Source organism: Ochrobactrum vermis, assembly GCF_002975205.1.
Lineage (GTDB): Bacteria > Pseudomonadota > Alphaproteobacteria > Rhizobiales > Rhizobiaceae > Brucella > Brucella vermis.
Map to the genome: position 1 here is coordinate 1,279,764 of NZ_PCOC01000002.1, position 21,697 is coordinate 1,301,460.

The window sequence follows — 21,697 nt, forward strand, 5'->3', positions numbered from 1 at the left end:
TATAAGCAGGAATGATACGGACAAGAGTGGGAACGAACATTCCCCCCAGATGGGGGGCTTGGGAACTCGGGAGAGAGAATGCCCAGGCAAATATTATCGACAGACGAGCGAATATCTGCAGCGCTTTCCGTTGCGGAAAGCCGAAATTATGACGATTTTACAATAGCTTGCGATCATTTTGCCGCGAATGTTCTGCGGGTGCGCTCGCTTGGAATTTATTTGCTGGAGAATAATCGGCCACGTCTTTTTCACAGTATCAACGCGCCTACCGGCTTTCTTCTTGAATATCAGAATGGGCTCGCGGATTCGGATCCGATGATTGCAGCGGTTGTGCAGAATGCGGGCGCGATTGCGGGCTCGCGATTGCCCCGAAATGCATCTGGCAATGTGCCGCTGATGCGAATGCTGCTTGCTCGATGGAACTACAACGATAACTTGTGCAGTCCGGTTTATGTCGGTGGCAACATTCAGGCATTGATTTATGCTGCCGGTTTCGAGATGCACGCGACGCAGCTCGAAGAGCAGGTATCATTGTTATGCCGTTCGTCGGCGCTTGCCTTGCGTAATATTCAGGAAGCGCGCCCGGCGAAGACGCCCGGTGCCAATCTGACTAGCCTGTCGCCACGCCTCTCGACGGTCGCCCGGTTACTGGCCGCTGGCAACACCAACAAGCAGATTGCGCGGCATCTGGAACTGTCACCGCACACGGTGAAGGATTATGTCGATGATCTGATCAAGCGTTTCGGTGTTCACAACAGAACGGAAGTGGCCGTGCTGATCAACCGCATGAGCGGAGGGACGAAAGCCGAGCCGGTCGGATTTGCCCTGTCGGGACATGAGCGACGCGGCCTTCCGATAGAGCATTTCTGAAGACGCCTGCTGCCACGAGCGAAAAGGCGCCTCACTTTTTCCGTGTTACGGGCAGAGAAATTTGACGGCGCGGCTTTCGGGATCGCAAAGCGTATCGATGACACTGCAATGATGCATGCCGTCGATTTCCCAGGCGCAGGTCTCGATTCCCGATCCGTACCAGATGTTTGCCAGCAGCGCATTTTGCCGCCTGAATTCCATCAGCTCGTCGCCACCGACACAGCAATGCACGGCGATATCCGGGCGAGGGCGGTGCAGTGCGACACTCTCCGCCACGGCTTCCGCCGCATCCATCGAAAAAATATCGTTCATCGCGGTTTTGAGCAGCGGGCGCAGATCATGCAGTCCGCTGATGGAAAGAACGCGCTTGATCCGTTCTGCTGTTGCCGCCGCAATGGGTGCGTTTTCGCAAGCCATGCGGCTGACCAGATGCCCCCCGGCGGAGTGGCCGGTCAAGGCGATGTCGCCGTCCACTTCCTGCGCCAGTCGGTCGATGAAGCGACCTATTTCCAGCGTGATGCCGGAAATGCGCGTTTCGGGGCACAGCGTATAGCTCGGCATGGCCACGCGATATCCGCGCCCAAGCGCGCCTTGCGCCAGATGCGACCAGAAGCTTTTGTCCAGTCCCTTCCAATAGCCGCCATGAACATAAACAAGTGTTCCCTTGGCCGAGCCTTCCGGCAGGAAGAGGTCGTAATGGTTGCGCGCGCCGTCGGCATAGGCAATGTCGGGTATCAAACGGCCCTGATCACGCATTTTTTCGCGAAAGCCCGATGCCAGTTCCGTCCAGCGCGGCGGATAGCTGGCGGAATCGCTGATGGCCTTCATATTGTCATAGGCGGTATCGAAGTCGTGAAGCACGGAAGTCTCCTGCGTATTTCATGTGTGAAGCCGCGTCAGGCGCGGGCTTCGCTTGCCGCCTGCGCGCGCAGGGCAGATCGCTGCAATTTTCCGGATTCCGTTTTGGGCAGGCTGGAAACCCAGCATATCACGCGGGGATATTTATAAGGCGCGAGTTCGCTTTTGACGTGGCTCTGCAGCGTTTCCTGCAAGCTCGTATCGCCAGCATAACCCTCGTTCAGCACCACATAGGCTTTCACGATGCAGCCCCGTTCGTCATCGGGTGCTGCCACCACGCCGCATTCCGCCACGGCTGGATGCGCGAGCAGGCTGGCTTCGACCTCCGGCCCGGCAATATTGTATCCGGCGGAAACGATCATGTCGTCATTGCGCGCCTGATACCAGAAATAGCCGTCCTCATCCATGACATAGGTGTCACCGGTGATGTTCCAGCCGTTTTCGACATATTTGGTCTGGCGCGGGTCGGCCAGATACTTGCAGCCGAGCGGTCCGCGAACGGCGAGGCATCCAGGCGTGCCGGGCGCGCATTCCTGCCCGTTGTCATCGATAACGCGGGCTTCATAACCGGGGATAGGCTTGCCGGTTGCGCCGGGGCGAATATCGTCTTCCGGCGCGGAGATGAAGATATGCAGCATTTCCGTTGCACCGATGCCGTCTGCCAGCGAAAGCCCGGTCGCGCGCTTCCACGCTTCGAAAGTGGGGAGCGGCAGTGCCTCACCAGCAGAAACACATTTGCGCAGCGAAGACAGATCATATTGATCGATCTTCGAAAGCATGGCGCGGTAAGCAGTCGGCGCGGTGAAACAGACAGTCGGCTTATACTCACCGATAGCGAGTGCAAGATCATGCGGCGCGGTCTTTGCAGGAAGCACTGTTGAAGCGCCGATCCTGAAGGGAAAGAGAACCAGCCCGCCAAGACCGAATGTGAAAGCCAGCGGGGGCGAGCCAATGAAAATGTCGTCTTCCGTCGCGTCCAGAATGTGATGCGCATAGCAGTCGCAGACAATCAGCAGATCGCGGTGAAAATGGATTGTCGCCTTCGGCAGGCCGGTGGTGCCGGATGTGAAGCCGAGCAGGCACGGATCATCCCCGCGCGTCGCGACCGCCTCGAATTCGCTGGAGGCTTCGGACAGCAATGCGCCAAGCTCTCCGCCTGCATTGCCTTCCCATGTCACCAGTGTCTTGACGAAACCTGTCTGCGCCATCGCATTTTGCATTTCACCGATCAGCGCGCGATCGCAAAAAGCGATGCTGATTTCGGCCTTGTCGATGATCTGGACCAGCTCCCGGGCGCGCAAGAGCGGCATGGTCGCGACCACAACGCCGCCTGCTTTGATGATCGCCATATAGAGCGCAATCTTGGTCGGGTTGTTACCCGAGCGGATCATCACGCGATTGCCGGGTTTCATGCCGAGCTTGTCGGTGAGCAAATTGGCGATCTTGTTGATCACCGCGGCAAGATCGCGATAGGTCCAGCGCACGCCCGGCGCCTGCAAGGCGATACGGTCGCCTTTGCCATTTGCAAGATGGGCGTCCACCAGTTCGGTGGTCGCGTTCAGCTGTTCCGGGTAGCCGAGTTCCTCGAGGTTGATGATATCTGGTAAAAGTTCCGCAGCCGGGAGATTATCCAGAACGAATGTGTCCACATGAGCGCTGGGGTGCATGCTCGTCTCCTGTCAATTCCAATTTACGTTTGACTGCGAGGTCAAACGTGCAAGTAACGTTCCTTGATGTCGGGGGTGTTCAAAAGGGCGGCGTTGTCGCCGCTCCACACCACACGGCCTTTCTCGATAACCACGTGACGGTCTGCGAAGCGTGCCAGCGCATCAACATTCTTGTCGATGACGAGGATCGCTTCGCCCTCATCCTTGATGTTGCGCAGGCAGGACCAGATTTCTTCGCGCATTAGCGGCGACAGGCCTTCCGTCGCCTCATCCAGCACGACCATTTTCGGATTGGTCATCAGGGCGCGACCGACCGCCAGCATCTGCTGTTCGCCGCCGGAAAGCTGGTTGCCCATATTGCGCCGTCGTTCTTTCAGGCGCGGGAACATCCGATAGATGCTCTCCAGCGTCCATTTGGACGAGCGGGCATCCGAGCGTCGGGTGGCCAAAAGGTTTTCCTCGACACTGAGCGTCGGGAATATCTGCCGTCCTTCCGGGACCAGCCCCAGCCCCTCGCGGGCAATCGCATGAGGCGGCTTGCCGGTCACGTCATGGCCATTGACGAAAACCTTGCCGCCCTTCGGCGGAAGCAGGCCGAAGATCGACTTGATGGTTGTCGTTTTGCCCATGCCGTTTCTGCCGAGAATGGTAACGACCTCTCCTGCACCGACTTCAAAATCGATGCCAAAGAGAATGCGGGACTGGCCATAGGCGTTCTGGAGTCCTTCGACTTTCAGCATCAAGCGGCCTCCTCTTCACCGAGATAGGCGGCGCGCACGTCCGGGTCGGAGCGCACGGCGGCGGGTGTTCCCGATGCGATGACGCGCCCGTAGACAAGCACGCTCACCTGATCGGCCAGCGAGAAAACGGCATCCATGTCATGCTCGATCAGAACCAGCGTGTGGGTCTGGCGCAGTGAGCGCATCAGCTCCACCAGCACCACGGATTCCTCGTGGCTGGTGCCAGCCAGTGGCTCGTCGAGAAGCAACATTTGCGCTTGCGTGGCGAGTGCGATGGCAATTTCAAGCTGGCGCTTTTCGCCGTGCGACAGCGTCCCGGCCCGGCGATGGGCGCGGTCGTCCAGCCGCACGCGGGCAAGCGCTGCCATGGCTTGCTCGTTGATATCGGCTTCCTTGCTCGCCGCCTGAAAGAAACGGAAGCTTGAGCCGGACCGTGCCTGAACGGCCAGCGCAACATTGTCCAGCACGCTGAAGCCCTCCAGAACCGAGGTGATCTGAAACGAGCGCGCAAGGCCCAGGTGAACACGAGCGGGCATGGCGAGACCAGAAATGTCACGACCATCAAAGATCACCGAGCCACGGTCACTTTTGAGATTGCCCGAAAGTTGGTGGATCAATGTGGTCTTTCCAGCGCCATTCGGGCCGATCAGCGCATGAATTTCGCCACGTTTGACGGTGAGATTGACGCCGTCCGTGACTTTGAGCGCGCCGAAGCTTTTGTGCAGGTCATGAACCTGCAGAAGTTCATCCGACATCGGAACCTCCACGCAGCTTGCGGATCAGTCCGCCAATGCCGTCGCGACTGAAAAGCACGACGAGGACGAGGAAAAGGCCGAGACCGAGTTTCCAGTGCTCGGAGAAATGCGCCAGCACTTCTTCCAGCACGATGAAGGCGGTTGCGCCGAGGACCGGGCCGATCAGCGTGCCCATTCCGCCCAGCACCACCATGACGATCAGTTCGCCGGAGCGCTGCCAGCTCATGAAAGCAGGCGAAACGAACTGGATCTGGTTGGCGAGCAGCACACCGGCAATCGCCGCCGCCACACCGGCAATCACATAGGCGGTGAGCTGAAACGAGAAGGGCGAGAAGCCGATGGCGCGCATGCGCACCGGATTGTCCCGCGTGCCACGCAGCACGCGACCGAACCTTGAATGCACCAGCATGCGGAAGGTGAGAAACGCGCCGACAAGCAGCGCCAGCACGAAATAGAACAGCACCAGGTTGCTCGAAAGCAGCGTATTGCCGAACAGCGTCGAGCGAGTGGACAGCGTCATCCCGTCGTCGCCGCCAAAGGCTGAAAGGGATACCATGAAGAAGAAGACCATTTGTCCGAAGGCCAGCGTGATCATGATGAAATAGACGCCGCTGGTTCGAAGCGAAATATAGCCGGTGACAAGCGCGAAGAGCGCTGCGGCAGCGGTGGCTGCGGCCATCTGAAGGATCAGATCGTTGATGCCGTAGCTGGACAGAATGCCGACGGCATAAGCGCCGATCCCGATATAGGCGGCATGACCAAAGGACACGAGCGCGCCGTAACCCATGATGAAGTTGAGCGAAAGTGCTGCCAGCGCGAAGACCATGATGCGGGTCACGATCACCAGAAGGAAGCTGTCGCCCAGAACGGAGGCAAGAAGTGGAACGATTGCAAAGGCGGCGAAGACCAGCCACGGGCCTGCATCCAGCAAAGGCGAGGTTCGACCCTTTGCCTTTTCCGGCATGGTGGTATCACGCGTGCTGTTATGGGTAATCTCGCTCATCGCGTTCCTCCCTGTGCCGGGAAGAGACCCGTCGGGCGGAAATAGAGCACCGCTGCCATCAGAATATAGGTGAGCATCGGCACCAGCGTGCGGCCCATTTGCGAGGCGGCGGCGGGGTCGAGCAGATTGCGCAGCAGCATCGGCCCGAATGTGCGGCCAAGTGTGTCGACAAGGCCGACAATGATCGCCGCAACAAAAGCACCGCGCACGGAACCGACGCCGCCGATCACGATGACGACGAATGTCAGGATCAGGATGGAATCGCCCATGCCCGGGTCGACCGAGAGGATGGGCGAGACCATGCCACCGGCAAAGCCTGCAAGCATTGCGCCCAATCCGAATACCACCATGAACAGGCGGCGGATATTGATGCCGAGAGCCGAAACCATGTCGCCATTGGTTGCCCCGGCGCGCAGCAGCATGCCGATGCGCGTGTGATTGACGAGAAGGTAGAGGCCTGCCGCCGTCAGAAGACCAGCCGCGATGATCAGCAGGCGATAGACGGGATAGCGCAGATTTCCAAAAAGCTGGATGGAGCCGGAGAGGGATTCCGGCATCGGCACGCTGAGCGGTGCCGCGCCCCAGATGATCTTCACCAGTTCATTCACAATCAGGATCAGCCCGAATGTCGCCAGAACCTGATCGAGATGGCTTCGTTCATATAATCGTCGAAAGACCAGCACTTCCAGCACGATGCCGATGACCAGCGTGACGGGAAGGGCGATCAGGATGCCGTAGAAGAAGCTGCCGGTCATGGCAGTGAAGGTCGCGGTCAGATAAGCGCCGACCATATAAAGAACGCCATGCGCCAGATTGATCAGGTCCATGACGCCGAAGATCAGCGTCAGCCCGGCGGCGACGAGAAAGAGCAAAATGCCGAACTGAATCCCGTTAAGGGATTGCAGCAGAAAAAGATTGAACATGGGGGACGTCCGGAACTCGTTGTACAGAAATCCAGTTCACGCCAGACCGGCTGGCGTGACCTGTTTCAGACTTGGAAATTGAGAAGGCTGAGCTCATGGGAGCGCCCTTCTTCCACCGGGTTACATCTTGCATTCAGCTGCGTAATTGTCCTTGTAGTCGTTGAAGACCGTTTCAACGTAGGACGTGGCGAACTGGCCGTCATCACGTTTGACGACTTTGGTCAGGTAGAAATTCTGGATCGGGAAGTGGTTATCGCCAAAGCTGAATTCACCGCGCGGTGAGGTGAACTTGGCGGTCTTCATGGCGGCTCGCAAGGCATCCTTATCGGCAATATTGCCATTGACCTGCTTGACCGCCGCATCGATCAGCATGGCAGCATCGTAAGCCTGTACGGCGAAGGTCGCCGGAATGCGCTTGAACTTGGCTTCATATGCGGCGGCGAATTCCTTGGCCGGCGCGGAATCGAGATCCGGCGCCCAGTTCGAACCAGCGAAGAACCCGACTGCCGCATCCTGCTGCGCGGGCAGGGTCGTCTCGTCCACGGTGAAAGCGGAGAGGAACGGCGTGCCTTCAAGACCGGCCTGGCGATATTGCTTGACGAAATTCACGCCCATGCCGCCGGGCAGGAAAGCATAGACCGCGTCCGGCTGTTCAGCAGCGATCTGCGCCAGTTCTGCCGAATAGTCGAGCTGGCCGAGCGGCACATAGATTTCCTGCGCGACTTCGTTCTTGTAGGAATGCTTGAAACCGGCCAGCGCGTCCTTGCCCGCCTGATAGTTGGGGGCGATCAGGACAACACGCTGGTAGTTCTGCTTTTCGGCATATTTGCCGGAAACTTCATGCATCTGGTCGTTCTGATAGGAGGTGACGAACAGATTGGCGTTGCAATCCTTGCCAGCCAGATTGGACGTGCCCGCATTGGTTGAGATCAGGAATGCACCGGAATCGGTCGCCGGTTTGACGATGGCGTTCAGGACATTGGAGAAAATCGGCCCGACGACGAAATCCACCTTGTCGCGCTGGATCATCTGCTGGACCTTGTTGACGCCGATATCCGGTTTCTGCTCATCGTCTTGAATGATGATTTCAGCATCGAGGCCGCCGAGCTTGTTGCCCAGCTTGTCCATGGCAAGCAGAAAGCCGTCGCGGGATTGTTCGCCCAAAAGCGCCGACGGTCCGCTCAGCGTATAGATCAAACCGATCTTGATCTTGCCGTCTTCGGCCTGCGCGGTTCCGGTCAACATGGTTGCGGCGAGCAGCGTGAGAGCTGCTTTCGTCGAAATTTTCATTGTTCCACCTCGATTGCAGATTTCTGCTTTGTTTTCTTTCGCATTTTCCGACGCAAAACCGCTTCGCATTTTTGCTGGAAATGCTGTGATACCCGGCAGATGTACTCCCATACCTCTGCCGGGCGGATGCATTATTCTGCTGGCGCGGGCAAAAATTCAACCTCATGTGCCGGTGCAACGCGAACTATTTCAGCGGGATCACCGACATTATCGATGCGAACGAACAGGTCCCAAAGCTTTGCGGTCGGCGAAACCCAGAAAATGCACTTCACCGGCTGTTCGGACTTGTTGAAAATGCCGTGCGACAGGTTGCGCGGCAGGCAGACGAGATCGCCAGCCTCTGCAACGGCTTCCTTGCCGTCGAGAAGCAGGTCGAAGCGGCCTTCGAGTACATAGATGAACTCTTCCTGCGTCGTGTGGATGTGCGGCGGAACGAACGTGCCGGGAGGGAAGGTTGCGTGCCATGACATGGAGCTTTCGCAGACATGCTTGGGCACATAGGTCTGGCCCAGAATGTGCCAGACAACACCGTCCACAGAGGAACCGGATTTGGTAACGCCAGCTGGAAGATCAGTCACTTTAATTCCCTCTCATAAGATTTCGGAGGCTAGACTCAGGCATAAGCCCGGTTAACCTGTTGTGTTGAAAAGCCGGCCTTTGCGGCATAGCCGCGAACAATCGCCTCGCGCTCGGCAAAGCTGATGACGCCGTCCAGATCGGCGACGCCGGACGGTGCGCGCCGTTCGACCTCATCGATGACGCCTTCCGGGCCGCCCAGCCGGTTAAGCCTGACGATTTCCGCCGTCGCAGGCAGGCGGATGGCCTGATAGGCGGCAAGTGCTGCGCGACCGTGTTCGGCGGCGGCAAGATGATCGGCAAGCGTGCGCGCGTCGATGATCGCCTGGCTGGCACCATTCGACCCGACCGGATACATCGGATGCGCGGCATCGCCGATCAGCGCCACACGGCCATCGGTCCACCAGCGGGCGGGATCGCGGTCGCACATCGGATATTCGAAGAATGTATCGGTTGCCCGCACCAGCGCGGCAAGGTCCACGACATTGATGCCGAATTTTTCGACATGGGGCATCAGCTCTTCATGCGTGCCGCGACGGCTCCAGTCCTCACGCTTCGGCGCAGGCGATCCATCGGCGCCCGGACGATAGGTGACAACCCAGTTGTTGAGGATTTTTCCGGGCGTGGAGCCCTTGGCTATCGGATAAAGCACCAGCTTATAGGTGAAGCCGCCAGCAACGATCATGGTGCGACCGTCGAGGAAAGGATCGCTTTCAACCGCGCCGCGCCACATCATGACGCCATTCCATTTGAGCCCGGCTTCGTTCGGGAACATCTGATGCCGGATGACGGAATGGATGCCATCCGCGCCGATAATGACATCGGCGGTCGCCGAGGCGATTTTCGATCCTTCGGCAAAGTGAATCGTCGCTGAGCCTTCATTCTGGACATAGCCAACGCAGCGCTGGTTGGCGACGATGGCGTCTGGTCCAAGCCGCTCGATCACCGCGTCAAAAAGCAGTTTCTGCAAATAGCCGCGATGGATGGAAAACTGCGGCACATCATAGCCCGCATCCATGCCGCGGGGTTCGCGCCAGATTTCCTGGCCCTGCCGTGTGGCGTAAATCAGCTCGCGGGTGCGGATGCCGGTGGCGTCGAGCGCGGGCAGGAGGCCGATTTCGGCCAGTTCGCGGATGGCATGTGGAAGAACATTGATGCCAACGCCCAATTCGCGGACTTCCGGCGCTGCTTCGAAAATCTGGCAGTCAATGCCCCGTGCATGCAGCATCAGTGCCATGGTGAGGCCACCAATGCCTCCTCCGACGATAATCGCTTTCATTCGCGGTTCCCTTTTTCGTGGCTGCTCTCTGGCGCCTGGGTCCAACGATAAAAGCGGGAACGATGTTGTCTATCACTAAATCGCCATTCTTAGCGGGAAACCGCCAGAAACACGCTTTCTGGCAAAATTTTCGCGATGCTTGCGCTCTCGGCGCAGCGTGATAGTTTAATCTTAAAATAAAATGCTCTCTAAATGAGATACGGGGAATATCGTGATGCTGACTACGAGCTATATGCACCGGCTTTCGCCGTCCATCGATTCGTTCCAGGACACCATGTCCGGGCTGCTCCGGCCTTGCCGCATCTCGAAGAAGTCTAGCCAGACCTATCGCACGGAAGTTTCGCATGGCCGTATGCGTCCCTTCGGCCTGACGGCAATCCGCATTGGCGGTCATGCCCGCATCGAAGTCGAAGCGCATAACGATATGACCTTGTTGCAGGTTCCGTTGCAGGGCATCTTCGTTTCGCGCGACCGGCGCGGCGACGAGCTTTTGTATCAGTCGGGCATGAATGCGCAGCTGGTCGATGCGCATTCGGCCATCGACCTTGAGTTTCACCCATCCACGCGCATGCTGATCTTCAGCCTGAACGATACCCAGATCGATATTCTGGGGGGCAGGGAATTCATCGAGCAGTTTACCCATAACAAACGGGTCGTATCCTTCGATACGCCGGTGGGCCATGCCTTCTATCAGCTGGCGCATTTTGTCATGAACGAGATCGAGAAGGACAAGGAAGCGTTCTTCCATGGCGGTCTGTCGGAGCGGCTGGAAGACAGCCTGATGGCGTCACTTGCGGCGGCGCTCGATACGCAGCCGCGTGCACGACCGCTGATGAGCGCGGTGCCAAGCTATGTCCAGCGCGCCGAAAAATTCATGCACGATAATCTCGACAAGCAACTGACCTTACAGGAGCTTGTCGATGCAACGGGCACCAGCGCCCGCACCTTGCACCGCACCTTCCGCAGTGTCCGGGGCAACACACCGCTCGGCGTGTTCAAGAATATGCGACTGGACAAGGTGCATGCGGAGCTTGCCCGCGGATATGCCGGGCCCGGCGATATTACGCGCATCGCCATGGCCTGGGCTTTCAACCATATGGGCCTGTTCTCAGCCGATTACCGCCAGCGCTTCGGCTATCTTCCGTCCGAAACCGTGCGCCGCGCTCAATAATTCGACCGGCGGAAACATCGAGCCGGGTTTCGCGCGTCTGGGGGGAAACACTGCGGAATTATACCTCCGGATAGCATAGCATTGCCAGCATATCGAAGGTCAGATAGGAGAAGCGGCGAGTTCAGGGATGGGTTTATTCTTTCCCGATTCGAAGTCGTAATCTGCGGATTTTCTGAGGGGCTCCAATGCCTATTTATGAGCTGGCAGCGCTGGGGGCTGCTACCTGCTGGGCGCTCACGGGCCTCATTTCAGCGGGGCCTGCTGGTCATTTGGGGGCTCTGACCTTCAACCAGGTGCGCCAGATATTCGTAAGCTGCCTGCTGATTGTCTATGTGATCGCAACCGGAACCTGGCAGCAGATCGATTCCGGCAATGCTTTTCCGCTTATCCTGTCGGGCTTTATCGGCATCTTCCTGGGTGACACGATCCTCTTCGTGACCTTGAACCGGCTAGGACCACGCCGATCCGGAATTCTGTTTGCAATGAATGCGCCCATTGCTGCGGTTCTGGGTTGGGTCGTGCTCGGTGAAAAGCTCACTACTTCGGTTGTAATCGGCATTGTCTTCACCATTCTGGGTGTTTGCATGGCGATATTTTTCAGCAACCGCCGGGCCCAGCTCCATCCATGGGAAACGGTAAAGGGCTCTCTGGTTGTCGGCTTGTTGTTCGGCTTGCTTGCCGCACTCGGGCAAGCGGTCGGATCAATCATCGTGCGGCCGGTTATGGCAACCGGTATCGATCCGTTTCTGGCCTCGCTGCTGCGTGTGGGAACGGCAGCCTGTTGCCTCAGCTTCGTCTCCATGTTTCCGGTCGCAGTCTTTCGCCCACGCAATCCGCTGACATGGCAAGTAACCGCCATGACCGCCTTGTCCGGATTTCTGGCGCTGGCCGTCGGAATGACTTTGCTGCTCTTTGCCTTGTCAGGTGGGGAGACAGGCGTGGTCTCGACGATCTCCGCGACAACGCCAGTCATCATCCTTCCACTGTTGTGGTTGCGAACCGGGCAGCGTCCTGCAGCCGGAGCATGGTTGGGAGCTCTGTTCGTGGTCGCCGGACTGGCGTTCATCATGTATTGACAGTTCAGCCAGAGACTGTGAGGTTTTGCCGCTTCGACTTGCGAGCAAGCATTGTGGTTTTAAAAAAATCCGCTCACAGGCGGATTAAATAAGCGCGACCGGTGTTGACGCTGGGACACGGCAAACATGGGAGGTCGTCATGTTCCGCCCCTTCGCTATCGCAATGGTCATAGCTGCAATGCCCGTCTCATCGCATGCCGATACGTTCGGTGTTGCCAGCGGGCATTATACCATTCAGCAGTCGTCACAAATCGCCTTTACCGTGAGCCAGGTCGGGGGTGGCGGTCTGGGCGGCTCATTTGGCGAGTTCACCGGCAATCTGGAGCTCGATGCACAAAATCTCTCCAGATCCTCTGTATCGCTTCGGCTCCGGCCCGCAAGCGTCGATGCAAGGCAATCTCGCATCACGGACTTTCTGAAGTCCTCTGCGGTCTTCGACGTTCGAAATTATCCGGTTCTGACTTTTGAATCGACCCGGATTACGCAGACCGGTCCGCGCACGGCCCGTATCGACGGGATGCTGACAGCGCGCGGTAAAACCCATGGCGAGACATTTTTTGCCGCCCTTGTCGGCAACGACGCGAAAACGGTTACGTTTCATGTGACCGGCGACGTGCTCCGTTCCCCATACGGGATGGATGTTGGCACACCGATCTATTCCAACGTGGTTAAATTCGAGATGAATCTGCGTGGAGCAAAATAATGTCTCCGGCTGCGGATTAATTTCGCGGGCGCGGTGTTGTCGTGAATGGAAGCAAGGACAACAGCGCAAAGGAGGATTATTATGTGCAGACCGACAATATTTTTCGTGGCAGTCACTCTTATGACTGGCTTGCCGTTTGTTGCGCATGCTGAAGATTACGCATCGGGAACCATAAAAACGATGAAAACGGCGAAAGGGGAGGTTCTCACGAACGCCAAAGGGATGACGCTTTACGTCTTCGACAAGGACACCAAAGGGACATCCAACTGTTACGATGACTGTGCGAAGAAGTGGCCACCGTTGAAGGCTGACGGAAAGGCGACTGCCGGTGACGAGTTCAGTCTTGTTGCCCGTAAGGATGGCACGAAACAATGGGCCTATGAAGAAAAACCTCTCTATCTTTGGCAAGGCGATAAAAAGCCGGGTGACGTTTCCGGCGATGGCGTCGGCGGCGTCTGGCATGTCGCGAAGGATTGAGAAAGCCGGATAAAAAGGCATGTCGCGCTTCCTGGAAGAAATGGAAGAATGTGTTCCAGCGCTCCGGCGTTACGCCCGGGCGCTGACACATGACGCCGATCGGGCGGACGATCTCGTTCAGGATTGTCTGGAGCGCGCCATTCGCAAACGCAGTCTTTGGCAACCTTCCGGGCCCTTGCGTGCATGGCTGTTTCGGATGCTTATCAATATTTGGCGAAACGAATTGCGCCACAGGCGACGCGCCCCGGATAATGCGCCGTTATCGAGCGTCACGGTAGAACCGCAGGTTGCCAGCGCATCGCCTTCCCGGCTTGCTTTTGCCGAAACTGCGCGCGCAATAGAATTGCTGTCTGCCGAACAACGGGAAGCGCTTTTGCTTATCGCAATCGAGGGCATGAGTTACACGGAAGCTGCCACGGTACTGGATATTCCGCTCGGCACACTGATGTCTCGGTTGGGGCGTGCGCGGGCCACTTTACGCAGGCTAACGGAGGAGGCAGGTGCGCAATTGAGGGTCGTGAAATGAAGAGCAACCTGATCAGCGACACCGAATTGCAGGCCTATGCTGATGGCTTTTTGAGCGAGGAACGCCGTCAGGCAGTGGAGGCCGCGTTTTTATCCAATCCATCTTTGAAGTCGGAAGTCGCTATCTGGCAAAGGCAGAACGAGACGTTGCGGGCACTATATGCCCCTGTCCTCGACGAACCGCTCCCCACGCGACTTCTCCCAGACAATCTCAACAAGCAGGTTCTCGCGGCGCGACAACAAGGGTGGCGCATGGCCGCCGCTGCGGTGTTTCTGGTGGCACTGGGAGGGCTCGGCGGTTGGTTCGGGCGCGATTTTCCTAGCCCCGCGCCGGCGTCTGCATGGCCACTTGCAAGTGAGGCTATGGCGGCTCACAACCTTTACGCCAGTGAAATCGTGCACCCTGTAGAAGTGAAAGCCGAGGAGGAGCAACATCTTTCGGCGTGGCTCTCCAGGCGGCTTGATCGCGCCCTTACCATTCCCGATTTGCAGGCCGAAGGGCTTTCGCTGGTTGGCGGGCGCCTGCTGCCTGCCCAGGGCGGACCTGCGGCGCAACTGATGTATGAAGAGCGGGGAGGCAAGCGCGTCACTCTGTTTATCGTGCCGTCGGACGACATGAAGGAGACGTCCTTGCGTTATCTGTCTCAGGACAATCTGGAAGCGCTTGTATGGACAGACAATGCCATCAGTTGTGCGCTTGTCGGCGACATGCCTCGCGCACGACTCCAGGAAATTGCCTTGAGTGCCTATAAGCAGTTCGAATGAAACAGGTTTGAAGCCTTTCGGAAAGATTGTGATGTGGCGCAATACTGAAACCACATACGGGTTTGTGGCGCAGATTCTGCATTGGCTGATCGCCTGCCTGTTTATTCTTCAGATCGGTCTCGGTTTTCTCACACAGACAACGGGTTCCGACCCGCTGCTCCAGTTCACGCTCTATCAGTGGCACAAATCACTCGGCTTCGCGATTTTCGGATTGGCCCTCATCAGGGTTTTCTGGTTTGCTACGAGCATTCACCCCTTGCCTTACAAGGATACGCACCGGCTGGAGGCGCTGCTGGCAGGGGGTGCCCATCGAATGCTTTTGGCACTGACTGTCCTGATTCCGCTCAGCGGATGGGCAGTTGTGTCTTCTTCGCCTCTCGATATCCCGAGCTATGTCTTTGACTTGTTCGTCATGCCGAATTTGCCGTTGACCGTCTCAGACGCTGACGAAGCATTCTGGTCGTGGCTGCACGCCGCGCTCGTTTATGGTGCCATCGCTATTGTCACGCTGCACGTTATCGCGGCGCTTCATCATCATCTCATCCGGCACGACGAGACCCTGAAAAGAATGGCGAGTTTTCCATTGCGCTCATCTAAAAAGAGCAAGCCTTCCCAATCACATCGGAACGGGTCCTCACAAAGGCATTGAGAACGATCGACCTTCAGCTCATAGGCTGACGATTGATGGCGACTTACCGTATAATATGTCGGGCGGCCAGCTTTCGGCGGGCAGGCCGGTGCCTTTATTTGGGATGAGGATGTATAGGGTCAACCCAATAGACCTCCTCGGGCTCTTCTATTGGATCGACGTCGGTAATGTTCACGACAACCGCTTCATTGTCGGATCGAACCAAAACGCATTCCAGCACATTGTCTGGATCGGCATTTATCTCCTGATGGGGAACATAGGGCGGCACAAAGATAAAATCGCCCGGTCCCGCTTCGGCAACATATTCGAGACGATCTCCCCATCGCATCCGTGCCTTGCCCCGAAGAACAAAAATGACGCTTTCCAGTGCACCATGGTGATGGACGCCAGTTTTTGCATTGGGCTCGATTGCGACCGTTCCAGCCCAGATTTTCTGTGCTCCAACGCGCGCGTGATTGATCGCCGCCTGACGAAACATACCTGGCGTTTGCGCGGTATTCGGATCAAGCTGATCCCCTTTGATCACGCGTACGCCGTCGTGCTTCCATCGATCCGAATGGTGATGATCCTCACTCATGGTTTACTCCTTGGCGCTGATCAGAAAGGGCTCAGATGCTGAGCAGCATGCTCGATCAGTCTCCGTTTTCCGTCAAGAGTGTGTTTCCATGGATATTGACGGCCGTTTTCGTAGAGAACGTCCGCACCTGATCGCGATCTTTTGAGATCGTTGTTCAGAGTATTATTTGCCGCATAACATGGACGTTGATCGGAGTATGAGGTAAAGCAAGAATATTATTTGCTTTCTATTGCTTTTTGGGGGAACCAGTGAACGTAATAGCATCAAGTCCCGCCAGAACGCATTCCAAATCTTACATAGCTGTGCTGCTCGTTCTGGGTTTCTCGCATCTTTTGAACGACTTGATGCAATCCCTGATTTCTGCATCTTATCCGATCCTCAAAGACGCCTATGCGCTCGACTTCGTGCAGATCGGGATGATCACCCTTACTTTCCAGATTGCAGGGTCTTTGCTCCAGCCAATCATCGGGATGATTACCGACAAAAGACCTGCACCTTATTCGCCGGTTGTCGGCATGATGTTCACGCTTTCCGGGTTGGTGAGTCTGGCTTTCGCGCATAGTTATGCAGTGATACTTGTCTCTGTGGCGCTCATCGGCATTGGATCCTCGATCTTCCATCCGGAAGCCACGCGGATGGCTCGATATGCGGCAGGAGGACGTCAGGGGCTTGCACAGGGTATTTTCCAGGTGGGCGGGCAGGCAGGCGGTTCGCTTGGACCTGTTCTTGCGGCACTGATACTCGTGCCATGGGGGCAGCAAAGTCTTGCCTGGTTCGCAGTATTGGCTTTGCTCGCGATGTCGCTCCTTGTCTGGATCGGCAGTAAACAGAAAGAAATTCGTGCTGCATTCACTGCGGTGCGGGCAGGGGGTAGCGCAGGTGGGGAACCCATCCGTCATGCGCCGGCTACCATCGCCACAGGTCTGGTCGTATTGACCCTTTTGATGTTTACAAAGAACGCATATGGCGAAAGCTTTCGCTCATTTTACACGTTCTATCTGATGGACAAATTTGGGCTGTCCATTCCTTCCGCACAGATGATGCTCTTTATTTTTCTGATGTCCTCTGCGGCGGGCGCATTGATCGGTGGCATCGTGGGAGACCGGATAGGTCGCTACAAGATTATCTGGATTTCCGTGCTGGGACCTTTGCCGCTGACATTGATGCTTCCCTATGTCGATCTTTTCTGGACCGGTGTTCTCACCGTTTTCATCAATCTGATTATGGCGAGCGCTTTCGCATCGATCCTTATCTATGCGATGGAACTCTTGCCCAATCGTATCGGGCTTATCGGTGGTCTCTTCTATGGCTTGAATTTCGGGCTTGGAGGCATTGCTGCTGCAATTCTGGGTGTACTCGCAGATCAATATGGCGTGGAAACCGTTTACCGGTTGTGCTCTTACCTCCCATTGTTTGGACTTCTGGCGTGGTTTCTACCCAAAATTCATGAGCCGCGGTCGGGGCACTGAGAGGCTTAACGTGCATCTCGTTCGAAAACCGTTTCACATGGTTCGGGATTCTTTCTAGAGCGCGTTTCGATCTGATAGGATCAGATCGGCGCTCTAACTTCCTCTACTTCAAGCATAATCTTATCGATCCTCGTTTCACTCCGGTCGGATTATGCTCTAGACGCCATGCCGGGGCCGGCGAACGACCCTTACCGTTCCGCTGCCCCCGCCGCCGCAGAAAAACCGGTCGCCGCCATCGGATTCAAGCCCCGAAACTCCTGCTCCGGACGGCATGTCCAATCGCTCGAGTACGGCACCTGTTTTCTGATCGATACGGCGAATATCGCTTCCATTGTCTTCCCATGTGCCGTGCCAAAGTTCGCCGTCAACCCAGGTGACACCGGTGACGAACCGATCGGATTCGATTGTACGCAGCACTTCTCCGGTCTCGGGATCCACCTGATGTATCTTGCGACCGCGATGCTGTCCGACCCAGAGCGAACCCTCCGCCCAGGCCAGACCGGAATTTCCGCCATCGGGCGCTGGTATTACCGACACAATCTCGCCGGTCCCGGGATCAATCTTGCGGATCATGGCATCGCCGATCTGGAACAAGTGTTCGCCGTCGAATGCAGTTCCCGCATCGGCGACCACATCGAGCGAACGCAGGACCTCACCGCTTTCGGGATCAAGAGCATTCAGCCTTTTGCCCGTTGCGAACCAGACGTGATTGCCGTCGAAGCTGACCCCGGCCACGTCGTCCGCATCGGGAAAGGGACCATATTCACGAATGATTTCGGCGGTTGAGTGCTTCATGTCTTCATCCTAGCTGTAAATCCGCGTAACGGGGAGCAACAAGCTTGTCGGGAAACCGGGGACGCTCGATGCGATCCAGCGGCACGCCCGTCCTCGCCCGAACGTCTCGACCTTGCTGTCACGGGCGAGCTCCTCAAGTGCTCGCTGCACTGTGCGCGGGCTCACGTTCAACGCCAGCGCCAATGCCGAACTCGACCAGGCTTCCCCATCGCCGAGCAGAGCGAGGACTTCGGCCCGGTCGCCTTCCACGCGGGGGGCCAGCACGGCAACATTGCGGGTGGCGTTCGGTTGCAGAACAAAACCTTCCCCGGTTGCACTCAGTGTCGCCAGCGGTTTGAGAGCCTCACGCAGTCGGGCGATTTCAACGCGCAGTCGCGCACGGTGCGATGCATCGGCATGCCGTGCGCCGAAAGCGCGTTTGAGAAGGGTTTCGCGTGTTGCATCCTTCGGCCAAGATTCCGCCAAAGCACGCATGAGTGCAAGCAATACCGGGCGAGTGGCGAGCGGAATGATCGTTGTCCCACCACGCACCACATTGCGGCAGGCATCTACGATCAGCGTATCGGTGGCCAAAAGCCTTTCGACGTCTTCGAGATGGAGCAAGCGCTCGGCGCCGCACGTGATCAAGCGCGCTGCCGGTGTTGCGAAGGCTCGTAGCGCCCGGTCGACCTCTGCCGAGAGCGCCGGAATGCCTGCCTCTGCCGCTGCCTGCTTTGCCCGCTGCAGAGCCGCTTTCGCCGGTTCGGTCTTGACGCGACGGATGGCTATGCCCGCCGCCACCAGTTCGCGCCCGGCCAGCGACGCGCGCGGCAGAGCGCTGGCATGGAACTCTCCTAGCACCGCTTCGGCTTCATCGAGGCGGCCTATCAGCAGAAGGTGCCGGGCCTCGAGATAACCGGCATGGGCCGCGTTCCTTCTGTCGCCGGAGGCTTCAAGGACTGCACGGGCTGCATTGAGCGTTTGCAACGACCGTCCGAGATCGCGGGAAACAAGCGCGATTTCCGCTTCGGCAACGGTACAACGCGCACGGGCTACAATTTCTTTCGGGCCGAAGTTGCGCGCCGCGCTTCGCAGAAGCGTTCTGGCGCGCGCGAAGTCGCCAAGTTGCGCCATTGCAATGCCCCGCAATGCCAGCGCCGGCGGGTCATCGCGTAATGCGACCCTTTTCAGCGCAGCGAGGGGATCGCCAGCCGAGAGAGCACTTGCGGCGGCGGCGATCAGCGTATCCATTGAAATCCCGTCACACTTGTAACTCTCACGCACTCCTCCATCCGAGCTAGCTTCATTGTATCGCAACCGCCGGAAACGGCAATTCGATGGGAGAAGCGGATATGCCAATGCGCAGTTTAACAGAAAGGATCGGTTCGCCGCCGAGACCGACGAGCGATGCGGCCAGTTGGATTGGGCTTGCCGCAACCCCGACCTTCGCGCTGATGGCATGGATTTCTGTCGTCGGCTCGCAGGGCATGACGATGTGCTCCGGCGCGTCGACCTTCTTTCCCGTCGACGACATGGCCGTGATGTACGTGCTGATGAGTGTCTTTCACCTGTCGCCGTGGATGAAGCTATTTGCCACCCGTTTGCGACGCCCCGATACCCAAACCATAGGAGACTGACAATGCAACACACTGTTGTTTCACACGATGAATGGCTCACCGCCCGCCGGGAGTTCCTGAAAGCGGAGAAGGAATTGACGCATCTTCGCGACAAGGTTGTCCAGCAGCGTCTCGCACTGCCTTGGGTTCGTATCGACAAGGAATATCTGTTCGATACGCCGGAGGGCACACGCACGCTGGCCGATCTCTTCGACGGTCGGTCGCAACTCGTGGTGCAGCATTTCATGTTCGCGCCGGGATGGAAGGAAGGCTGCCCCAGCTGCTCCTTCATGGCCGACCATACGGACGGTATGAACCAGCACCTTGCGCATCACGACGTCACCATGATCGCCGTCTCCCGTGCGCCGCTTGCCGATATCGAACGTTACCGCAAACGCATGGGCTGGCAGTTCAATTGGGTGTCGTCTTTCGACACCGACTTCAACTACGACTTCCGGGTCAGCTTCACGCCCGATGAGGTTGCTGGCGAAAGAATAGACTACAACTTCGGCGAATGGCAGTTAACCGGTGCAGAATGGCCTGGCGTCAGCGCCTTCTACAAGAACGACAAGGGTGAGGTTTTCCGCACCTATTCGACCTATGGACGCGGCGTCGAGGTAATGATGGGCACCTACAATATGCTCGATCTCGCTCCGAAAGGTCGCAACGAGGTCGGGGGAATGGACTGGGTCCGCCGCCACGATCGCTATGAGCAACCGTCCCAGACGGCATGATGATCGGCTGACACCGGGAAAAATGAGGCAATAGCCGGACTCCATCGAGGCCGACTATTGCCTTTTGTGTCTGTGATGCCGACGCGGCTTGCCAGCGCCGGGGATACTGGCGGTGAACGGATCGAGGCGATACTGTCCGCACTTCAATAAACATGTATTGGCGAAAGGATTTCATCAGTCATGAAGCCGACACTCGCGGATCTGGAAGCCTTTGCAACGGTCGCCACCGAGCGCAGCTTTCGCCGAGCTGCCGATCTCCTTGGTGTATCGCGCTCCGCACTCAGCCATCGCATGAAGAAACTCGAAGCGCAGCTCGATATCAGGCTGCTGCACCGCACCACCCGCAGTGTTTCTCCCACGGAAGCCGGCACGAAGCTGCTGCAAAGGGTGTATCCAACCCTTCGGGAGCTCGATATGGCGCTCGATACCCTTGCCGATCAGCGTGGCGGTCCAAGCGGCACTTTGCGCATCAATGCCAGCAAGGGAGCCGCCCGCATCTTGCTTAGCCATGTCGTGCCGACCTTTTTGACCCGTTATCCCGAAGTGGAACTGGATCTGGTCAGCGACGGGAAACTGGTCGATATCGTGGAGCAGGGCTTCGATGCCGGTGTGCGGCTGGGAGAAGCGGTGCCACAAGACATGATCGGCGTCCGTGTCAGCGAAGAGCTGCGCTTCCTCGCGGTCGTTGCTCCTGCCTATGTACGCGATTTCGGTCGTCCTCTGATTCCAGATGATTTGCGCAATCACCGCTGTATCCGCCAGCGTTTGCCGAGCGGCAAACGGTATCGCTGGGAATTTGAGAAACATGGCCAGGAAGTGACGATCGATGTTCCCGGCACGCTGACGCTCGACGACAATGATCTGATGATCGGGGCAGCTGCCGCGGGACTGGGTATTGCCTATGTGCCGGAGAACCTTGCACATGATTTGCTGGTCGCCGGTGACCTCGTGACGGTGCTTGAAGACTGGTGCCCTCCGTTTTCTCCTCTGATGCTCTATTATCCCGGTCGCCGACATGTGCCGTCAGCCCTGCGGGCCTTCATCGACATCTTGAGGACTCCGGATATCAGGGCGCGATTGTCGGCAACGTCAAGTTGAGAAAGCCGATTTATTCTGGTGCCCTTGCAGGATACGTTGTCCAGTTTGGTGAAAATTATTCACCACATCATGCGGCACTGGCCATCTTATCCCTCCAGTCTT

Annotated in this window: 24 protein-coding genes; 12 read left to right on the forward strand and 12 right to left on the reverse strand. The window is 57.5% G+C overall.

Translation table 11 applies throughout. From position 1 onward, the window contains the following. The first annotated feature begins 78 nt into the window (after positions 1-78). Positions 79-870 carry a helix-turn-helix transcriptional regulator gene (locus tag CQZ93_RS20285; RefSeq protein WP_105544354.1) on the forward strand — a complete coding sequence of 264 codons (792 nt, stop codon included), beginning with the start codon at positions 79-81 and terminating at the stop codon, positions 868-870. Positions 871-915: 45 nt separating this feature from the next. On the opposite strand, the gene CQZ93_RS20290 is transcribed toward CQZ93_RS20285, so the two are convergent. From CQZ93_RS20290 to CQZ93_RS20330, 9 genes are all read right to left on the reverse strand, one after another. Then, entirely contained in the window at positions 916-1,731 is an 816-nt protein-coding gene (locus CQZ93_RS20290; protein ID WP_105544355.1) for a hormone-sensitive lipase, read from the reverse strand. 35 nt (positions 1,732-1,766) lie between these two features. Then, entirely contained in the window at positions 1,767-3,395 is a 1,629-nt protein-coding gene (locus CQZ93_RS20295) for a benzoate-CoA ligase family protein (protein ID WP_105544356.1), read from the reverse strand. Positions 3,396-3,436: 41 nt separating this feature from the next. Continuing rightward, positions 3,437-4,135, reverse strand: a complete 699-nt coding sequence (locus CQZ93_RS20300) for an ABC transporter ATP-binding protein (RefSeq protein WP_105544357.1) — start codon at positions 4,133-4,135, stop codon at positions 3,437-3,439. Beyond that, a complete protein-coding gene (locus CQZ93_RS20305; RefSeq protein WP_105544358.1) occupies positions 4,135-4,890 on the reverse strand; it encodes an ABC transporter ATP-binding protein in 756 nt (251 codons plus the stop codon). Before CQZ93_RS20305 ends, CQZ93_RS20300 begins: the two co-directional genes overlap by 1 nt. After that, on the reverse strand, positions 4,880-5,893 hold the full coding sequence (locus tag CQZ93_RS20310) for a branched-chain amino acid ABC transporter permease (RefSeq protein WP_105544359.1): 1,014 nt from the start codon (positions 5,891-5,893) through the stop codon (positions 4,880-4,882). Before CQZ93_RS20310 ends, CQZ93_RS20305 begins: the two co-directional genes overlap by 11 nt. Then, positions 5,890-6,816: a branched-chain amino acid ABC transporter permease gene (locus CQZ93_RS20315; protein ID WP_105544360.1), complete on the reverse strand. Its 927-nt coding sequence runs from the start codon at positions 6,814-6,816 to the stop codon at positions 5,890-5,892. Before CQZ93_RS20315 ends, CQZ93_RS20310 begins: the two co-directional genes overlap by 4 nt. 120 nt (positions 6,817-6,936) lie before the next feature. Then, on the reverse strand, positions 6,937-8,106 hold the full coding sequence (locus CQZ93_RS20320; RefSeq protein WP_105545239.1) for an ABC transporter substrate-binding protein: 1,170 nt from the start codon (positions 8,104-8,106) through the stop codon (positions 6,937-6,939). A gap of 131 nt (positions 8,107-8,237) precedes the next feature. Continuing rightward, on the reverse strand, positions 8,238-8,684 hold the full coding sequence (locus CQZ93_RS20325) for a cupin domain-containing protein (RefSeq protein WP_105544361.1): 447 nt from the start codon (positions 8,682-8,684) through the stop codon (positions 8,238-8,240). Positions 8,685-8,719: 35 nt separating this feature from the next. After that, a complete protein-coding gene (locus CQZ93_RS20330) occupies positions 8,720-9,961 on the reverse strand; it encodes a flavin-dependent oxidoreductase (RefSeq protein WP_105544362.1) in 1,242 nt (413 codons plus the stop codon). Positions 9,962-10,175: 214 nt separating this feature from the next. On the opposite strand from CQZ93_RS20330, the gene CQZ93_RS20335 reads away from it, so the two are divergent. The 7 genes from CQZ93_RS20335 (at position 10,176) to CQZ93_RS20365 (ending at position 15,327) form a co-directional block, all read left to right on the forward strand. Further along, positions 10,176-11,132 carry an AraC family transcriptional regulator gene (locus tag CQZ93_RS20335; RefSeq protein WP_105544363.1) on the forward strand — a complete coding sequence of 319 codons (957 nt, stop codon included), beginning with the start codon at positions 10,176-10,178 and terminating at the stop codon, positions 11,130-11,132. A gap of 185 nt (positions 11,133-11,317) precedes the next feature. After that, positions 11,318-12,208, forward strand: coding sequence for a DMT family transporter (locus CQZ93_RS20340; protein WP_105544364.1), 891 nt, complete (start codon positions 11,318-11,320; stop codon positions 12,206-12,208). Between the two features lie 139 nt (positions 12,209-12,347). Beyond that, the gene (locus CQZ93_RS20345; RefSeq protein WP_105544365.1) at positions 12,348-12,911 is read left to right on the forward strand and encodes a YceI family protein; all 564 of its coding nucleotides are present in this window, start codon (positions 12,348-12,350) and stop codon (positions 12,909-12,911) included. Between the two features lie 81 nt (positions 12,912-12,992). Next, positions 12,993-13,388: a COG4315 family predicted lipoprotein gene (locus tag CQZ93_RS20350; protein ID WP_247880332.1), complete on the forward strand. Its 396-nt coding sequence runs from the start codon at positions 12,993-12,995 to the stop codon at positions 13,386-13,388. Between the two features lie 19 nt (positions 13,389-13,407). Further along, positions 13,408-13,914 (forward strand): sigma-70 family RNA polymerase sigma factor, encoded by a 507-nt coding sequence (locus CQZ93_RS20355; protein WP_105544366.1) that lies wholly within the window; start codon positions 13,408-13,410, stop codon positions 13,912-13,914. Then, positions 13,911-14,678, forward strand: a complete 768-nt coding sequence (locus CQZ93_RS20360) for an anti-sigma factor family protein (protein WP_105544367.1) — start codon at positions 13,911-13,913, stop codon at positions 14,676-14,678. Before CQZ93_RS20355 ends, CQZ93_RS20360 begins: the two co-directional genes overlap by 4 nt. 31 nt (positions 14,679-14,709) lie before the next feature. After that, positions 14,710-15,327, forward strand: a complete 618-nt coding sequence (locus CQZ93_RS20365; RefSeq protein WP_105544368.1) for a cytochrome b — start codon at positions 14,710-14,712, stop codon at positions 15,325-15,327. Between the two features lie 94 nt (positions 15,328-15,421). Here the strand turns inward: CQZ93_RS20365 and CQZ93_RS20370 are convergent, their stop codons facing one another. Next, positions 15,422-15,904: a cupin domain-containing protein gene (locus CQZ93_RS20370; RefSeq protein WP_105544369.1), complete on the reverse strand. Its 483-nt coding sequence runs from the start codon at positions 15,902-15,904 to the stop codon at positions 15,422-15,424. Positions 15,905-16,152: 248 nt separating this feature from the next. Between CQZ93_RS20370 and CQZ93_RS20375 the strand changes: the two genes are divergently transcribed. After that, positions 16,153-17,373, forward strand: coding sequence for an MFS transporter (locus CQZ93_RS20375; RefSeq protein WP_486598824.1), 1,221 nt, complete (start codon positions 16,153-16,155; stop codon positions 17,371-17,373). 156 nt (positions 17,374-17,529) lie between these two features. Here CQZ93_RS20375 and CQZ93_RS20380 read toward each other — a convergent pair whose 3' ends face one another. Together CQZ93_RS20380 and CQZ93_RS20385 are read right to left on the reverse strand one after the other, a co-directional pair. After that, positions 17,530-18,168 carry a Vgb family protein gene (locus tag CQZ93_RS20380; RefSeq protein ID WP_105544371.1) on the reverse strand — a complete coding sequence of 213 codons (639 nt, stop codon included), beginning with the start codon at positions 18,166-18,168 and terminating at the stop codon, positions 17,530-17,532. A 9-nt stretch (positions 18,169-18,177) separates the two neighbouring features. Beyond that, the gene (locus CQZ93_RS20385; protein WP_105544372.1) at positions 18,178-19,398 is read right to left on the reverse strand and encodes a helix-turn-helix domain-containing protein; all 1,221 of its coding nucleotides are present in this window, start codon (positions 19,396-19,398) and stop codon (positions 18,178-18,180) included. A gap of 107 nt (positions 19,399-19,505) precedes the next feature. Here CQZ93_RS20385 and CQZ93_RS20390 point away from each other — a divergent pair, with 107 nt between their 5' ends. From CQZ93_RS20390 to CQZ93_RS20400, 3 genes are all read left to right on the forward strand, one after another. Further along, entirely contained in the window at positions 19,506-19,784 is a 279-nt protein-coding gene (locus CQZ93_RS20390) for a hypothetical protein (RefSeq protein ID WP_286154230.1), read from the forward strand. A gap of 2 nt (positions 19,785-19,786) precedes the next feature. Next, positions 19,787-20,497 carry a DUF899 domain-containing protein gene (locus CQZ93_RS20395; RefSeq protein WP_105544374.1) on the forward strand — a complete coding sequence of 237 codons (711 nt, stop codon included), beginning with the start codon at positions 19,787-19,789 and terminating at the stop codon, positions 20,495-20,497. A gap of 180 nt (positions 20,498-20,677) precedes the next feature. Next, entirely contained in the window at positions 20,678-21,595 is a 918-nt protein-coding gene (locus CQZ93_RS20400) for a LysR family transcriptional regulator (RefSeq protein WP_105544375.1), read from the forward strand. Positions 21,596-21,697 lie beyond the last annotated feature (102 nt).

Excerpts from the sequence above, each read along its gene's own strand:
- CQZ93_RS20340 (WP_105544364.1), top strand. The coding sequence starts at position 11,318 with ATGCCTATTTATGAGCTGGCAGCGCTGGGGGCTGCTACCTGCTGGGCG.
- CQZ93_RS20365 (WP_105544368.1), top strand. The coding sequence starts at position 14,710 with ATGTGGCGCAATACTGAAACCACATACGGGTTTGTGGCGCAGATTCTG.
- CQZ93_RS20350 (WP_247880332.1), top strand. The coding sequence starts at position 12,993 with ATGTGCAGACCGACAATATTTTTCGTGGCAGTCACTCTTATGACTGGC.
- CQZ93_RS20335 (WP_105544363.1), top strand. The coding sequence starts at position 10,176 with ATGCTGACTACGAGCTATATGCACCGGCTTTCGCCGTCCATCGATTCG.
- CQZ93_RS20345 (WP_105544365.1), top strand. The coding sequence starts at position 12,348 with ATGTTCCGCCCCTTCGCTATCGCAATGGTCATAGCTGCAATGCCCGTC.
- CQZ93_RS20385 (WP_105544372.1), bottom strand. The coding sequence starts at position 19,398 with ATGGATACGCTGATCGCCGCCGCCGCAAGTGCTCTCTCGGCTGGCGAT.
- CQZ93_RS20390 (WP_286154230.1), top strand. The coding sequence starts at position 19,506 with ATGCGCAGTTTAACAGAAAGGATCGGTTCGCCGCCGAGACCGACGAGC.
- CQZ93_RS20315 (WP_105544360.1), bottom strand. The coding sequence starts at position 6,816 with ATGTTCAATCTTTTTCTGCTGCAATCCCTTAACGGGATTCAGTTCGGC.
- CQZ93_RS20380 (WP_105544371.1), bottom strand. The coding sequence starts at position 18,168 with ATGAAGCACTCAACCGCCGAAATCATTCGTGAATATGGTCCCTTTCCC.
- CQZ93_RS20330 (WP_105544362.1), bottom strand. The coding sequence starts at position 9,961 with ATGAAAGCGATTATCGTCGGAGGAGGCATTGGTGGCCTCACCATGGCA.
- CQZ93_RS20355 (WP_105544366.1), top strand. The coding sequence starts at position 13,408 with ATGTCGCGCTTCCTGGAAGAAATGGAAGAATGTGTTCCAGCGCTCCGG.
- CQZ93_RS20395 (WP_105544374.1), top strand. The coding sequence starts at position 19,787 with ATGCAACACACTGTTGTTTCACACGATGAATGGCTCACCGCCCGCCGG.
- CQZ93_RS20310 (WP_105544359.1), bottom strand. The coding sequence starts at position 5,893 with ATGAGCGAGATTACCCATAACAGCACGCGTGATACCACCATGCCGGAA.
- CQZ93_RS20320 (WP_105545239.1), bottom strand. The coding sequence starts at position 8,106 with ATGAAAATTTCGACGAAAGCAGCTCTCACGCTGCTCGCCGCAACCATG.
- CQZ93_RS20370 (WP_105544369.1), bottom strand. The coding sequence starts at position 15,904 with ATGAGTGAGGATCATCACCATTCGGATCGATGGAAGCACGACGGCGTA.
- CQZ93_RS20360 (WP_105544367.1), top strand. The coding sequence starts at position 13,911 with ATGAAGAGCAACCTGATCAGCGACACCGAATTGCAGGCCTATGCTGAT.
- CQZ93_RS20300 (WP_105544357.1), bottom strand. The coding sequence starts at position 4,135 with ATGCTGAAAGTCGAAGGACTCCAGAACGCCTATGGCCAGTCCCGCATT.
- CQZ93_RS20285 (WP_105544354.1), top strand. The coding sequence starts at position 79 with ATGCCCAGGCAAATATTATCGACAGACGAGCGAATATCTGCAGCGCTT.
- CQZ93_RS20400 (WP_105544375.1), top strand. The coding sequence starts at position 20,678 with ATGAAGCCGACACTCGCGGATCTGGAAGCCTTTGCAACGGTCGCCACC.
- CQZ93_RS20305 (WP_105544358.1), bottom strand. The coding sequence starts at position 4,890 with ATGTCGGATGAACTTCTGCAGGTTCATGACCTGCACAAAAGCTTCGGC.
- CQZ93_RS20295 (WP_105544356.1), bottom strand. The coding sequence starts at position 3,395 with ATGCACCCCAGCGCTCATGTGGACACATTCGTTCTGGATAATCTCCCG.